This window comes from Alicyclobacillus herbarius DSM 13609 (assembly GCF_000430585.1).
Lineage (GTDB): Bacteria > Bacillota > Bacilli > Alicyclobacillales > Alicyclobacillaceae > Alicyclobacillus_G > Alicyclobacillus_G herbarius.
In genome coordinates this window covers 16,015-31,040 of sequence record NZ_AUMH01000009.1, presented here as the reverse complement: position 1 = coordinate 31,040, position 15,026 = coordinate 16,015, and the positions used below count along the sequence as shown (strand labels likewise).

Here is a 15,026-nt window from a genome sequence, read left to right as displayed (position 1 = left end):
CATCCAAGCGAGAAGGGAGATAGTCAGAGGGTGGAGGTACACATCCAAGGTGACACGCTCGTCGTCCAGCCGGATGCCAAGTTGGCGGGCCAGCCTCTGTGTGCCCTCCTGACCGATACCCTTCACCTACCGCGAGGCTTTGTCCGTACGCTGTTCCATAATGGCCGCGTTTATGTCGGTTCGCGCCGTGCGGCTCCCAGCGATGCTTGTGGGAACGCCAAAATCCGCTTGTTGGGTGGCATCGTTGAGTCCTACGGCGTAGAGGGATGGCAAAGCGCCCCGGTCGCGGACGTTCTATACGCGGATGAACACCTGTTTGTGGTGAATAAACCCTCCGGGGTGCTCGTCTACCCAGGAACGCCGATGGACGTCGATACGCTTGGCCACCGGGTTGCACACTGGCTGGCCCTGCAGGGAATCGAACGGAAGATCCGACACGTGCACCGCCTCGACGTCGGGACGAGCGGCTGCCTTCTATATGCGGGACACGCTTACAGCGCTCGGGTTTTCGATCAACAACTACGTGTACACCAGATCAGGCGTACCTATGTGGCCTGCGTGCATGGCCGCATGCCCCAGAAGAGAGGCAGAATTGCCGAAAACATCGGGCGGGATCGCCATCACGCAGGGCGCTACCGGGTGGCCCGAAACGGGAAAACCGCCATCACCGATTACCAGGTCGTGGATGAACGAAACCTGGACGGTCGCTGGTACACGCTCGTCATTTGCCGGTTGGAAACGGGACGAACGCATCAGATTCGTGTTCACCTCAGCGCGCTCGGGTGTCCCATCGTCGGGGACACGCTGTACGGGGGTGGAACAAGCCCAGATGGGCGCGTCTGGCCGCGCGGATTCGCGCTGCATGCCATCCGTTTGACCTTCATCCACCCGTATACGCGGGAGCGACTGCGGGCGATTGCCCCGTTTCCAGAGTCTTGGCACGAGATGCTGCCGGACTATGCCGATGTGCTACAGGAATCGCTTGTCGGCAATCTTTTCACCGATGTGCATGCCTGATGTAAGGGACAATCGGCACGGGGTGACCGCGGAGAGGACAGGAAAACCAGCACAAGGGGAATCTCGTTGTGATGTTTTGGCGTTTGGGCGACGAAACGGAGACGCCACCGTCACCGTCTTTTCACAAAGTAGCCGGCCGCTTCTTATGGCGCCTGGTTGTCTCAGTGGCCCAGCATGACCTGGCTTCGCTCGCCGCGGTGATTGCGTTTTATGCCTTTTTCTCCTTATTCCCGCTGCTGCTTCTGCTGATTTACGGGGCCAGCTTGTTGCTGCCGCAGGTGCAGGTGGAAAAGGTTGTGGGATTATTTGTAACACCTTACTTTCCGGCCTGGCCCCGCAATTACATCACGAGCAACCTGCCGCACCTGACCCGGGTGGGCGTCAATGTGGGTATCGTCAGCGCCGTGATTTTGACCTGGTCGGCGACCAGCGGTTTTATCGCCGTACAGCAAGCGCTGGATGTGGTCTGGAATTCGCAGCAGCGCTCCTTTGTCAAGCGTCGCCTGATTGCCTTCGCGATGTTGTTGATCTTGCTGCTCCTCACCTTGGGGTCGGAAGTGGTCATGGCCCTGACCCCGTTGGTGAAGTACACGCTGGTTCGGCACGCGGCCTTTTTCGATTGGGTGAAGATGCTGCACGCCGTCTCCCGCGTGCTCTTTCCGCTTTCACTGTTTGTCGGCTGTTTGGTTGTTTACCGATATCTCCCTTCCCGGCAGGGCCATTTCGTCTATCTCGTACCGGGCGCACTGGTGACGACGGTCGCCGTCGACGCAGGGCGCGCGGTCTTTACCTGGTACGCCTCCCACCTGGTCATGTACCAGCTGATTTATGGCACGTTGACGGTGGTCATGCTCGTCATTCTGTGGATGTACCTGGCGAGTTTGGCGATGCTGTTTGGCGCAGAGGTTTCCGCGAACCTACAGGCGCTCGACGACGAGCTTTCCGCAGGCGGGGATTAACCCATCTGGCGAGAAATGGACCTCGCGATAAAGACCCAACTGAACGGACGAGTCAACGGCTGGCCGCTCCACAGACAACGCGCGGACGAACGATGACATCCACATTTCCGCGCAAGGCCGAGGATACCATGCACGTCAATTCGGCGTGTTCTGCAAGGCGAAGAATGCGCTGTTCGTCCGTCAAATTGTCTACGTAAATCACCGGCTGGTGGACAATTCGGTCATATCGCAACCCACCCTCATTTTCCACAAAGCCTTGCGTCTCAATGTCAATCCGATGGTAGGGAATGTGACGGTTCTGCAGGAGAATCGCCAGTGTCAGCGTATAACAGCCGGCGGCTGCGGATAACAAGAGTTCCTCCGGGTTGGTTCCCTGGCCACTGCCACCTAGATTTTGGGGAATGCTGTAGTGCACGGTCGTATTCTCCCCCAGTCGCAAGGTTCCATTGCCGCTTTTATCTCCCGACCAGGTCCCGAACACGGTGTACGTCAATCTCTCTGTCACGGCGATCCCGCCTCCTTGTTTAAGAGGGCAAATATATAGAATGTTCTATCTATATTGTACCGCGGTGTACGGAGAAATTCCATGACTGGATACGACAAACCGGCTCCTTGGTGTATGATGGGCACAGGACGATGCAGCACGTTCTAGCATCGTCAATTCGGTGCAGGTCCGTGAAAGGCGGAGTGGGATTGATAAGCGTTCTTATGGCCACCCGCAACCGGCTTTCGCAGCTGCGTGCTTGCCTTCGGTCTATCGCCCGTCAGACTGTGGCTGTGCCGGTGCAGGTGTGTGTGGTGAATGATGGCGGTGACAGTATCGTCCCGGTCGTGGAAGAGTTCCAGCGCGAGCATCCAGACGTTGAGATCTGGTTTCAGGATTTACCGCAAAACCATGGGCAGGTTTTTGCTCGCAACCTGGCGCTCACGGCCGCCAAGGGCGAATGGATTGCCTTTTGCGATGACGATGACCGTTGGTTGCCGACTCACCTTTCTTCTTTACTTTCCGTTTTACAGTCTCATCGGGCCGATTGGGTGCACGCCGATGCGGAATTGGTCGAACTTCGTCACGAGAGCAGAGGCTTGACGGTGGTTGGTCGGCACCCGTTTGCGTGGCGGCGCGCGCCTGAACTTCTCCGTCGCTACAATCCGATTATCCCTTCTACGGTCCTGTATCGGAAACAGGTGCATGTCCGGCTGGGCCGCTTCGATGAATCGGTGGACCATTACTGGGATTGGGATTTTTGGCTCAGGCTTTGTACTTTGTCCCCACCGGTGCGTGTTCCTGTCGCTTCCGTCCTCTACGGCATCGACCAAGGCGGGGGAAATGCGTCTGCCGATTTGGACCGCATGCGGGAACGGTTGCGGACGCTCACGGCGAAGCACCGGTTGGGAGAACTGCCTGCCATGAACTTCCTCCGGATGCTCGAACGGCCGGATTTAGCTCCATACCGGGCACCGACGCGCCAGCTTTGGGATGGAGACATGGCCCTATGGCAGTGAATCGCAGCGGGGGTGCTAGAATGGACGAGATTCGCTTGACCGGCATGCACTTTTACGGCTATCACGGCGCCTTGGCCGAAGAACGGCGCTTGGGGCAGCGGTTTCGGGTAGATGTGACGTTGCGGCTCTCGCTTGGTGCGGCCGGGAAATCGGATTCAATCTCGGAGACGGTCGATTATGCGGCAGTGTACGGTGACGTGAAACAGGTTGTCGAAGGCCCGCCGGCTCGCCTGATTGAGACGGTAGCCGAGCGGATCGGCGAGACGATTCTTCGGCGATACGACAAGGTTTGCGAAGTGTGCGTGGAGGTCGAGAAGCCGGGGGCCCCGATACCCGGAGTGTTTGACGCGGTCGCCGTTCGCATCGTGCGGCGTCGCGATGCGTGATTCGGTCAACGAATGAGCCTGTAGATTTGGCAGGCACTGTAAAACATCCACGTTTTCGGCCCTAAACGCCAGATGAACCGCCGCAGAGGGCGGATAGAGGGGGTCGCTCGGACTTTTTGATCCGACAGGTACATGGCGAATAACCCGGAGATGATGTGATGATGCAGTCGGCCGCCCGCCTGTCGGACCGATTCATGGCTTTTTTTCGCGAACTGCTGGAGTCGTCGGTACGCCTCCGACCAGGTGGGATAGCAGGCGACGAAGTTAAAATCCCCATGCTCCTCGTCTTCCGCAAGGTCAATCCAGTAATCCAGAAGGATATGCAGGCCGCAGACCCACGGAAAATAACTCTGAAACAAGGCCTCGGCGCGGCTGGGATGAAGCGGGCGTTGGGCCGCCGCAAAGAGTGAAAACACCCCTAAGGTCGATCCGGCCGCCGCACAAAATTCCCACCAATATACGTCTGAAAACCGGTTTTGATACTGCTCAAACCAGCGGATAAGGCGCTGTCGGCGCAGCTTAGGCGCGATGTGTTTATACTGCTGGAGTTCGCAGTAACGCTCAATTAACCACAGAATGTGAGTTTTGGCGTGGGCATACCCGGGCAGGCGGCTGACCTCCTCTTGGCACGTGTGGACAAGCGCGGCCAGGTAACCGCCGTCATTTTGGCACGTTTGGAGCGCGTAATAGGCGCGCAGTGGGGCTTCGGGCTGGACGGCATCGCGCATCGCGTGGTGCAGTTGGCGAAAGTTTTCCTCATCCAGTTCTCCACACCGGTCGCACAGGTTGTCCAGGTAGTCGCTGATGGTCTGCAGTGCGACAATGAGCCGTACGAGGTTGGCGGGACCGGTCGGGGCCAAGGCGGCATACACACAGCCGCCGTCGGCGTGAAAACGCTTGTCCGTCAAACTGGCCAAGGCTTGACAGCGTAATTCAGGGTCCGGAATGGCACGGGCGGCTTGCGTCCAACGCTGGATCTCCTGCCGAGCCTGAGGAAGAATGCGCCGAAACAAGTGACAGAGGAAGCCAGGGCTGGTTTCCGACAATGCGAGCAAGGACTCTCAACCTCCATCACCTGAATGCGTCGTCCCTGACCGGGGCAACAGCCAGATGCACGGATAGGATGCCCAAAAGGTGCGTTCAGGTACCTTCCCCCAACGGATGAGGTCATACCCAAAGCTTAACGCACGAGCAAGCGGCCAATCCGGGTAGCCACATCCATCGCTTGATAGGCCGTTTTCCGGTTGAGCCAGCGCGAGACATCCAGTGTCGGCAGCGCCAACGCAGGAACACCCGAGGGCACTTTCGTCGCTTCTGGCTGCGGCTTTGCCGCCGTGACGGAAGCGGCCGACTGCGGCGCTTGAGCGGGTTTGGGCGGCGCGGATGCCGACGATGCGGCTGGTGGGAATGCGCCTGAGGGCGGCCAAGCACCGGGAAACGGAAACCCGCGGCGTTTGGCTCCTTGATGCACCATCGTCACGAGCTCGCGCACCCGTTCATCCTGGGCGATCTCGAAGGCTAAACTCCCCACTTTTACCAACGTGTCTAGCTGCATCGGCGTGTCTCCCCTCCGTCTGTTCGAGTAGAAACCCGGAATTCCCTGTCTGGACACGCACTTTGTTGCGCTTTGGCCACAGCGTATGTCAACGTCGACCGCGCTGGCCCGACGGTTGTCCGGTGCAGGCGGTTTTTCATACCAATTCGGCTTTTTCGTGGCGCCATCGAGCAAGCTGTGATACTTTGAAGGAGTTGAAGTGGGGGAGAAAGCCATGACCATAGGAATGCAAAGACTGCGTCGACACATCGCAGCTGCCGGCGATGTGGCCACGGCGGAGAAGTTGGCACAGCTCATACAGCGGGCCGAGTCGCCGCAGCATACCGTTGTCGCGTTCGTTGGGTTGTTTTCGGCAGGAAAATCGAGTCTCATCAACGCGTTGACTGGCAGTCAACGCATGGCCACGGGAGCGGTTCCGACAACAGCCGAGGTGACAAGCGCTCTGCTGCCTGGGACGGACGGGCGCGTGCGGCTCCTGGATACACCGGGCATCGACTCCACCGATGAGGCGCATCAGCGGGCCACTCAGTCGGCGTTGTATCAGGCCGATGTGGTATGCCTCGTTATGGACTATCAGCACGTAGAGAGCGACGCCAATCTCGAGTGGGCTTACCAGTTTTCTGGGACAGGCAAGCGATTGGTGCTGATTGTCAATCAAATTGACAAGCATGTGGAATGGGAAATCCCATTTGAAACGTTTGCGGAACGGATTGAATCGACCTTTGCGGATTGGGAGCTTCACTATGAACGATTATTCTTCGTGACATCTCGTCAGCACGAACGCAACCAGATGCCGGAGCTGATGGAGTGGCTGAGGGGCCTGGCCGCGGCAGCCAGTCCGGCACAGCTGACGGACAGGGCGGGGGAGCTCATTGCGGAGCACCTGGATTGGAAATATGGATTCAAGCAACGCCAGTTGAATGACCAGGTGCGTGCCTGCTTGGGGCTGCCGGACAGCGTGACGGTGGAAACCGACGTCGACGTGGCCGGCAAACGTGAGGACGCCATGCACCACCTCTCTACCTTAAAGGCAGAGGTAGAGGGGCAAGAACAGACCTTGTGTGACGCGTTTGCGACGTTTCTCTCGCAAGTCTTGCGCGAAATTGAGTTGGCCCAAATTGCTCCGTATGAGACGACAGAGAAGGGACGGTTGTTTGTTGAAAGCATGCGTCCCGATTTTCGGGTCGGCTGGCTGCGCTCGGCCGAGCGTACCGAGAAGGAGCGGCAGCAGCGTCTGACCGCGTTTCGCGCCGAGCTGGCCGAGCGCACCGAGAAATACATGCAGTGGCCAGTAATCCGTTTGCTGCGCGAGTTTGCATCTGGGCAAGAGGGGGTCAACGAGGTTCTTCTGCAGGGTGTGGATGAACTCTCTGTGCGCATCGAGGACGGTTGGCTGCGGCAAATGGTGCGAGAGGGCGCTCTCATCTCGGACTCGTATCCCTATCAATACGTCAAAGATGTCGTGGCAGCGCTCAAAGCGGACTTTCGAGCCCAGGTCAAATCCCTGCTGGAGCGCTGGCAGGAGGCGGCCCGTGAGCGGCTCAAGGTCCGGTTGGCCGATGTCTTGGACCGCTGTCAGCAAATCGAGGCGGATATCACGGTCCTTAACGCCTGGCTGGAACTGAGGGCACAGCGCCTTGCTGAGGAACAACAGTTGCAGGACTTGCTAACGACATCGGATGATGCGGACGAAGGCTTGACACTGGCGACGCCGAGGGGCGTTCAGCCGTCTCCTGCGATGTCAGGCGTGGGGGGGCAAACGGAATGAGGAAGGATGTAGGTGGGATGACCGAAGCGAGTGTGCCCAGCGTAGAGCGTGAGCCTTTGCAAGCGCGCATAATCGCCCTGAGAGAACGCCTTGAGAACCTCCCGTATACGGAAGCATGGCGGCGGGAGTTGACCGATTTGCAAGGCCGCTTGCAGCGCGCGGAGCGGCTGGTGGCCGTGTTTGGGGCGTTCTCCACGGGCAAATCCAGTCTCATCAACGCGCTGCTCGGTGAATCGTTGTTGGTTGTTTCGCCCAATCCGACCACGGCGGCGATCACCGAACTTCGTCGGGGCTCTGACGTGAATGCGGACAGCCTATCGCCGTCTACGGCATCCGTGGGAACCGAGGTGTCCGGGATGCCCGTGGCCCTGGTGGAGACGAAAACCGCCGACCAGATGTGGGAAGACGTCTCGCTGGCCTTGGCCGCCATTCAACGCCAAGCCGAGGACCTGGACGACGCGGCAAGACTTGTAAAATCCTTGAAGCCGCGCGATGTACCAATTGGCAAGCGGAAGACGCTCTCCTTCTTAAAGGCATTTGCCAACGGGTATGAACAACTGGCAGATCGGTTAGGAACCCAGTGGACGCTGTCCGTCGACGAGGCCAGCCGGTTTTGCGCCGAGGAGCAGTACGCCTGTTTTGTGCAACGGGTACAGCTCTGGCATCCAGACGCCGCTCTGGGCGGTCGCGTGTTGCCGGGCCTGGTGCTGGTCGACACGCCGGGCGTCGATTCTGTTCACCGCCGCCACACTGACGTCGCCTTTCAGTATATGCGCCAGGCCGACGCGATTCTCTTTGTGCTCTATTACACACACGCCATGTCGCGAGCGGAGAAAGACTTTCTCTTGCAGTTGGCCGAGGTCCAGGACCTCGTTGGCGCGGACAAGCTGTTTGTCGTCCTCAATGCTGTCGATCTCGCCCAGTCGGACGAAGAACGGCTGGCGGTGCGCGAGCGCGTGCTGTCCGAACTGCGACAACTCGGCATCCGTCAGCCGCGCATCTATGAGGTCTCCAGTCAGCTGGCGTTCGCAGCCAGGAAGCTCGGGGAACGACCGGATCATCCAGGACTGCGCGAACTGTTGCGGACCCGGCTGCAGGTTCGCACGGACGCGGACCTGCCGGACGCGGGTACGGTGCTTGAACAATCTGGCATCCTGCCGCTGGAACAGGACCTAATCGCCTTCCTGCAGACGGAGAGCCAGCGCATGGCCGAAGACGCGGTGCGGCGTACCTTCCGTGATTTACAGGAGCGTACCCTGGCGCGCGTGCACCAGCTGCAACAGGCGTACGACCGGTCCGAGGCGGAACGGGAGGCGCTTGCCGCCCGTCAGCAAGAAACCTGGATGCGGTTGGAGAACCTGCGGAAGGCTGCGGCTGCGGGAGAAGACGATGCCAGCCGCGGACTTGAGCGTGAGGCGAGTGAGTTGGCGTTTCACGCAGGGGAACGGATTCGCTTCCGGTTTGCGCAGCTCTTCCGGGAAGCGTTCTACCCGGGGCGCTTTCAGGGACCGGGCAGCGTGCAAGAGGCGTTGTCGGGTGCTTTACTCGAACTGGTCGAATCGCTCCAACGCCAGGTGGAGCTTGAGTGCCGGACGCTGGCGCTGCGCATCGCTGCCTATGCGGAGCAGACGTATGCCCGTGACCGTCGGGCGTGGGCACAGGAACTGGAAGCGCTCGGCAGGTCGGATTTGGCCGATGCGTTGCCGGAGATGCGCCCGCTGCACTTGGCCGAGCAACCGTATCGATCCGCCCTGCGCCCGGAACCGTTCATGCCGCATTTGAAAAGTTTTCACTCCGCGAAATCGTTCTTTGAGGGCGGCGGGCAGGACGCCATGCTAACGGCGATGGCCGAGGTCGCTGCCAAGGTGGTGCCCGAAGACTTGACGGTCTTGACCCATCCGATGCTGGCGACGGCCATAAGCACCTTGTCGGAACAGTATCGGATCCTTGCCGAAACGGTGCTCCAAGCAGCTACGCGGGCCCAAGCGGAGCCGGCAAGCGAGCGGGAACAGCTCGTCCAGTGGCAGAAATTGGCCGCTGACCTGGCCGAATGGGCCCAGCACGACGTAGGCAGCCGCGCGTGATGCACAGATTTTCCGATCCCGGCCGTTTGCGGTATGATGAGCGCAGGAGGGATGTACGTGTCGGGATCATGGGATGGGTTTGACGATTGGGAATCGCCCCGCCCGCGCCGCAGAGGTTGGCGCTGGGTGGTTCTAGGCCTGGCTGCCGCTTATGTGCTCGGCATAGTAACCGCGGGTCTCTGGCTGCCGGTCGGCGTCGATAGGACCAGTGAAACGGGCGGGGAGCAGGTCCCATCCACAAGGATGAACAATCAGTCGGGCGGATCGGGCACGGGTTACTTGCCTCCCGATATTGGTGAAAGCAATATTGTGACCCGCATCTATGACAGCGCCCGCAACAGTGTCGTGACCATCACCTCCATTCAGTCGAAGTCGGGGAAGTCACGGCCACAGGCGGATGTGGGAACCGGTTTTCTGATAGACGATAAAGGAGACTTCGCAACCAATAACCACGTGGTCAACGGCCAGAAGTGGGTCGCGGTGACCATCGGATCGCGCACGTACAAGGGCCTGGTCGTGGGAACAGACGCGTTGGACGATTTGGCGGTGGTCCGTGTGGGCGGGATTTCCAATCTGCGACCGCTGCCTTTCGGATCGGCGCAAAACCTGCAGCCAGGCCAGCTGGTGGTCGCGATTGGGAACCCGTTCCAACTGACGAGCAGTGTCACCGCAGGCATTGTCAGTGGGCTCAACCGCTCCATGCCTACGCAGGACGGGCACGTGTTGAGTGGGCTTGTGCAAACCGACGCGGCATTGAATCCGGGTAACTCGGGCGGGCCGCTGCTCGACGCCAAGGGACAGGTGATTGGCATCAACACGGCGATTGAAAGTCCGGTCGAGGGGTCAGTAGGCGTGGGCTTTGCGATTCCGATTGACCGGTTGCGCCAGGTATTGCCGCGCCTGTTGGCCGGTCAGCCGATTGAGCACCCGTGGCTCGGCATCAGCGCCTTGGATATTGATCCGACGGTCCAAGCCGAATTTCATTTACCAGTGGCCCAAGGCGTATTGGTGATGCAGGTCAGCAAAGGGAGCCCGGCTGCGAAGGCGGGGATTCGACCGGATAGCAGCTCCAATCCAACTAAGAAACCCAAAGGGGATGGCGACATCATTGTCTCGGTCAACGGCAAGTCGGTCGGCTCCGTGGCGGACTTGACGGCGGCCATCGCCCAGTACAAGGTCGGAACGATTGTCAAGCTGGGGGTCCTGCGTCACGGCAAATCGTTGACGGTTCCCGTCACGCTGGGTAAGTGGCCGAGTAGTCAATCGTAAAACGGGTTTTGACAGGAACCGGGAAACAGGTCGTCCGGCGAGCACATCGGCAGATGTACAGCGGCAGGAGCTGTCCTAACACTCATCGCACGATGGGGGACGGGACAGCTCCTTTCATATGTTCAAGGTGAACGTCGTACCCGCTGTGGCCCTTTGCGTTTGCCTAATGCCCAGGCCAGGCCAAGCGCGCACGGGATAAGCCCGGCAGCGCCCGCCGCGAGGCTTGGGATGAGGGTGACCGGCTGATAGGTCAGCGTGATTTCGTGCGCGCCCTTGCGCACAGGAATGGCCGTCAGTACCCGGCCGACCCGGGTAATGGGGACACGTTTCCCATCGACCGTCGCGTGCCAGTTGGGATCGAACATCTGGGAGAGGATAAACCACCCGGAAGACGGAGCGGCCATTCGCCAGACCTGCTGGTTGAGACCCCAATCGACAAGCTTGCCTGTGGGCGTACGCTGCAGCAGCGCCGCGTCCTTTGTACGCACGAACCACGCCCGTGTGACGGCGTCTGGGTTGGCCCAGATGACCTGACGGCGTGTGGTCAACACCGGCTTCCAGGGCGGGGCCGCAAGGGTCTGGTGAATGGGGTAGATGATTGGCGCCTGTTGACTCCCGTACAAGGTCAGTGATTGGAGCGTAAATTCCGCGTTCCATGCCTGGTCGACAATTTGGACCTGCGTGGGGATACGGTGCGGCCAGTCTTTCGGGAAATCAATCAGGTATTCCGACTCGGGTAACCCGTTTATCCAATAGGTTTTGCTGTGACGACCGGCGGTCAAGGTGACCGACATCCAGGTTTGCAGCCCCCATCCCCCAGTCGGGACGGAGGGGGGATGGGAAAGTTGAATCGCCAGCGAGACGGGTCCCGCAGGGAGCTTGGAAAGTCGTCCCTGCCAGCGTTCACGCCCTCTCGCCGAACGGGTGTTCAAGACTTCGTCCCTCGCGGGAGTGACGATGTACTTGACACCCAGGGCATCTGCCAAGGCGCGCGGTTGGTTGAGAAATGTGACATCACTCCAAGTCAAGTCGATGTTTTCGGCATACCAGGCGGGTTCCAGGGAGTCATACCCGTTCACCATCGGGATGCGATAGGCCAGTCCTCGGTCTAACTGGACATCAGTGGCACCAAGTGATGCCGCCCTAGGGAAGGCGGTCTGTGTGGACAGGTGCTGCTCCAGGAAGTGAACGACGGGGCTTGTGGTTTGATACGAAGCGTGCGGCGATTCCATGAGGGGGGCGGTCAGCCACCCATGCAACACAGTGTCCCACACCGCACCGACCGCGGCCAGCCTGCCGAACAGGCGACCTGTGTCCGATTGAAATTCGACCGCAGACATCCAGCCCGCAATCCCGACAAGCAGGGCCAGTGCGGTTAGAACTGCCAGGACGGGGGCTTCCCGCAGTGGTCCCGCCAGCCAATCGACAAGGAGCAGGACGGCGGACACCAAGCACACCCAGCGGCAGGCGCGGGCCAAGGACTGGCGGCTGGCGCCCGCTTGCCACAGGCTGAAGCCGACGCCGGCCAGGAGGCTGAGATAAAAGTCGCACAGACCGATGTAACGCGCGGGAACTCGAAACAGGTGGAAGCCCGGTACATAGACCAGGAACCAGGCGAAGGGCCCGTATCCCCCTAAGGCGAACAGCGCCGTAACCAACGCCGCGAGCGCCAACGGCCGCACAACCGGGTGCCGGCGCCAGCCCACAAATACGGCCGTGAGGCCGAACACAAACGTGATGAGACCGATGGAGCACCAGCTTTCCCAAAACTGCAAGCCATAGAGGTGGAAAAACCGGGCGGCTGAGAACGGTTGTCCGCTCCATCCTCCCCCCGCAGAATCCGCCACCAGCCACTGTACGAACGCCCATGGCGAGAGCGATCCGGTCAATAAAAAGGCGGCACTTACATGCACTCGGTCGGAGTACGTCACGAGATTCAGAGTGTTTGCCCACTGGGGAGCCGACAACGAAAGTGCCAGTGCAACCCCGCCCAGCCAGCTCATCCATTGCCGCAGAGTGGCCTTCCGAACACGCGGGATTAGGTCAATGACCAGCGCGATGACGGTATAGAACACCATCTGCGGATGTCCTGCGTACACCTGCATCGCCAGGCAAGCCGCGAAGGCCGCGACTCGCGGCAGTGTTGGATGCACCCATAACCGCCCCTGCAGCAGCACAATCACGGGCAACCAGGCAAACGCGTCAAACATTTGGGTGTGAATCTGATGGCCGAGAAAGAAGCCGCAGGTGGCAAACGACAGCGCGCTGACGAAGGCAGCCAGGCGACCTTTGGTGAGATGGTAGGCCAAACCATACATGCCGAGCGCACATAGCATCGCATGCAGCAGGGTGGAGGCCTGCCAGGCCCGGGCAATCGGCAAGCAAAGATAGAGTACGTTGGGTAGATAGAACGGCCCGGATTGGCCTGCGGCCAAAAAGGGTTGCCCGGCAAAGCTGTATGGATTCCACAGTGGCACGATGAAGTGTTGGTAGGCCCAGGTCAAGAACATACGCTGGGGCATGTTTAAGTTGGACAGGTCATCCAGAGTCGGGGATTCGGGTGTCAGCCACTCCGGATAGGCGAGCATTATCCCGGCCACGAGCAAGACCAGCGCAGGTGCATGGTGACGAACCACGTCCAGACGTATCCTCAACAAGCCAACCTCCTTGGTTGTCTCCATTGTCCCGTCTCGGATTATCTTACCAGGATTTCCGGGGGAATTGTCCAGTCACTGCCAATCGACACTCCTTCATACAGTCTCCACTCGCTTTGAAATCCGTTTGAGGTTTGTACCGTAGGCTTGTCGTGGTCGAAGACGGGCTTGTACGGTCATGTCCGGACAGTCTCTTAAAGAGAGGGAATCAGCGTGAACGAAGCAAACATCTATCGGGTGTTCATGTTGATGCATGGGATTCGCGTCGAAACCGGCGGTATGACGCGGGTCATGCTCAACCGTTCCAAGATGTTGAGTGAACGGGGACACCAAGTGGCTCTCATCACTCTGGACGAAGCGGATTACATCGGCATTGGTCGACAATTGCGTAAACTGGGCCGGCTTGGAGAGAATGTCGGCATTTTAAATATCTACGACGACCTGAGGGCGCAGATGAGCGTGCAGTATCCCACGTTTACCCGCTGGCGGTACCGTCGAGCAGCGCGGTTGGAGGAACGCGGCTTTCGGGTCTTACGGGAAGAGACGCGAGGGGCAGTCACAGCTCGGTATTACCATAGGGGACGCCTGGTCAAGACCAAACAATGGGATAAAAAGCAGCGTCTGCAAGCCATTGAGTACTACGATGAAGCGGATCGCCCGGTTGTGCGTTTATTGTACAATCGACAAGGATTTGTCCACATTCGGCAGCACCTCGATCCAAACAGCGGGGCGGTGAAGAAGGCGGAATACTGCACCGCGGACGGCTATGTGTTTCTCAGGCGCTGGTATACAGAGAACGGCCAGCTGGCCGGAATTACCTTGTACGACCGGCACGCCGGGGAGGAACGGTTGTTTCGAGATGAGTTTTCTTTTCATGTCGATTGGTTGAACCAACTCTGTCGACGTCAGCCGCAGCGTCCGTTCATCATATGCGACGGCATCGGTTCCGCGCCAAAGGTGTTGGCGACGGCCAAAGATGTCTGCTATCGCATATTTCCAACCCATTCGACGCACCTGAACGCGCCGTATACACTGGGGAGTCCAGTGAAGAAGAGTTATCAGCCGATTCTTCAGCACCTAGACGACATCGATGCGTTGGTCGTTCCTACCACATCCCAGTTTCAGGATGTGTGCACGCAGTTTGGTCCGCGTAAGAACGTATTCGTTATCCCGCACTCGGTGACGAAAATGGCCGACGTCTCCGTCCGACGGAATCCTCAGAAAGTGGTCATGGTGACTCGACTGAATCCGGAAAAGGCGATTGAAGAAGCCATTCTTGCGTTTCACCAGGCCATGCAGGGAAGGCCCGATGCCGTGCTGGAGATTTACGGGGAGGGTCCCTGCCGTGCTGAACTCGAGCAACTCGTGGCTGAACTGGGGTGTGGCGAGAACGTCCGCTTGATGCGTTATTTGACCCAGGTGGAAACCGCGTTTCGCGGGGCTTCGATGATGATTATGACTTCCAAATTTGAGGGGTTCCCCATGGTCATTTTGGAATCGATGTGGAATGAGACGCCGGTCATCAGTTATGACATCAACTATGGGCCTCGGGATGTCATTCGCGACGGGGAGACGGGTTATCTCATCCCTCCGGGCAATCGCCAGCAGTTGGCTGACCGCATTCGCGAGCTCTTGGATCACCCGGAGCGTGCACGGGAGATGGGACGACGGGCGCGGCGGGACATTGAGAGCCGGTATTCGGAGCGGGTGATTGGCCCGATGTGGGAACAACTGTTTTCGGCGTTGGCAGGCCGGGATAGCCAAAGCGTCCGTTTGGCAACCCAACCGGAGCCGTCTTCGGTTCAGACCCCCTCTACGCAGGGTTGAAGGA

Annotated in this window: 12 protein-coding genes; 8 read left to right on the top strand and 4 right to left on the bottom strand. The window is 59.3% G+C overall.

All coding sequences use genetic code 11. From position 1 onward, the window contains the following. Positions 1-30: 30 nt before the first annotated feature. Both H522_RS18155 and H522_RS18150 read left to right on the top strand, forming a co-directional pair. Positions 31-1,017, top strand: a complete 987-nt coding sequence (locus H522_RS18155; RefSeq protein WP_051344017.1) for an RluA family pseudouridine synthase — start codon at positions 31-33, stop codon at positions 1,015-1,017. Positions 1,018-1,088: 71 nt separating this feature from the next. Then, positions 1,089-1,976, top strand: a complete 888-nt coding sequence (locus H522_RS18150) for a YihY/virulence factor BrkB family protein (RefSeq protein ID WP_245578053.1) — start codon at positions 1,089-1,091, stop codon at positions 1,974-1,976. Positions 1,977-2,028: 52 nt separating this feature from the next. Here the strand turns inward: H522_RS18150 and H522_RS18145 are convergent, their stop codons facing one another. Next, positions 2,029-2,481: an OsmC family protein gene (locus H522_RS18145; RefSeq protein WP_051344015.1), complete on the bottom strand. Its 453-nt coding sequence runs from the start codon at positions 2,479-2,481 to the stop codon at positions 2,029-2,031. A gap of 188 nt (positions 2,482-2,669) precedes the next feature. On the opposite strand from H522_RS18145, the gene H522_RS0107390 reads away from it, so the two are divergent. Beyond that, on the top strand, positions 2,670-3,479 hold the full coding sequence (locus H522_RS0107390) for a glycosyltransferase family 2 protein (RefSeq protein ID WP_162143491.1): 810 nt from the start codon (positions 2,670-2,672) through the stop codon (positions 3,477-3,479). 20 nt (positions 3,480-3,499) lie between these two features. Beyond that, positions 3,500-3,865: a dihydroneopterin aldolase gene (gene folB / locus H522_RS0107385; RefSeq protein WP_026961840.1), complete on the top strand. Its 366-nt coding sequence runs from the start codon at positions 3,500-3,502 to the stop codon at positions 3,863-3,865. A gap of 5 nt (positions 3,866-3,870) precedes the next feature. On the opposite strand, the gene H522_RS0107380 is transcribed toward folB, so the two are convergent. Both H522_RS0107380 and H522_RS20440 read right to left on the bottom strand, forming a co-directional pair. After that, positions 3,871-4,920 carry a tetraprenyl-beta-curcumene synthase family protein gene (locus H522_RS0107380; protein ID WP_051344014.1) on the bottom strand — a complete coding sequence of 350 codons (1,050 nt, stop codon included), beginning with the start codon at positions 4,918-4,920 and terminating at the stop codon, positions 3,871-3,873. 125 nt (positions 4,921-5,045) lie between these two features. After that, positions 5,046-5,420, bottom strand: coding sequence for a hypothetical protein (locus H522_RS20440; RefSeq protein WP_051344013.1), 375 nt, complete (start codon positions 5,418-5,420; stop codon positions 5,046-5,048). A gap of 214 nt (positions 5,421-5,634) precedes the next feature. Here H522_RS20440 and H522_RS18135 point away from each other — a divergent pair, with 214 nt between their 5' ends. The 3 genes from H522_RS18135 to H522_RS0107360 are packed head-to-tail and all read left to right on the top strand — an operon-like array spanning position 5,635 to position 10,541. After that, positions 5,635-7,188: a dynamin family protein gene (locus tag H522_RS18135; protein WP_051344012.1), complete on the top strand. Its 1,554-nt coding sequence runs from the start codon at positions 5,635-5,637 to the stop codon at positions 7,186-7,188. Further along, positions 7,185-9,272, top strand: coding sequence for a dynamin family protein (locus H522_RS18130; protein WP_081411961.1), 2,088 nt, complete (start codon positions 7,185-7,187; stop codon positions 9,270-9,272). Before H522_RS18135 ends, H522_RS18130 begins: the two co-directional genes overlap by 4 nt. Positions 9,273-9,329: 57 nt before the next feature. Next, a complete protein-coding gene (locus H522_RS0107360) occupies positions 9,330-10,541 on the top strand; it encodes a S1C family serine protease (RefSeq protein WP_162143490.1) in 1,212 nt (403 codons plus the stop codon). 122 nt (positions 10,542-10,663) lie between these two features. On the opposite strand, the gene H522_RS0107355 is transcribed toward H522_RS0107360, so the two are convergent. Beyond that, complete coding sequence (locus H522_RS0107355; RefSeq protein ID WP_026961837.1) at positions 10,664-13,195, bottom strand: YfhO family protein; 2,532 nt, start codon at positions 13,193-13,195, stop codon at positions 10,664-10,666. Positions 13,196-13,408: 213 nt separating this feature from the next. On the opposite strand from H522_RS0107355, the gene H522_RS0107350 reads away from it, so the two are divergent. After that, the gene (locus H522_RS0107350; RefSeq protein WP_026961836.1) at positions 13,409-15,022 is read left to right on the top strand and encodes a glycosyltransferase; all 1,614 of its coding nucleotides are present in this window, start codon (positions 13,409-13,411) and stop codon (positions 15,020-15,022) included. Positions 15,023-15,026: the final 4 nt, after the last annotated feature.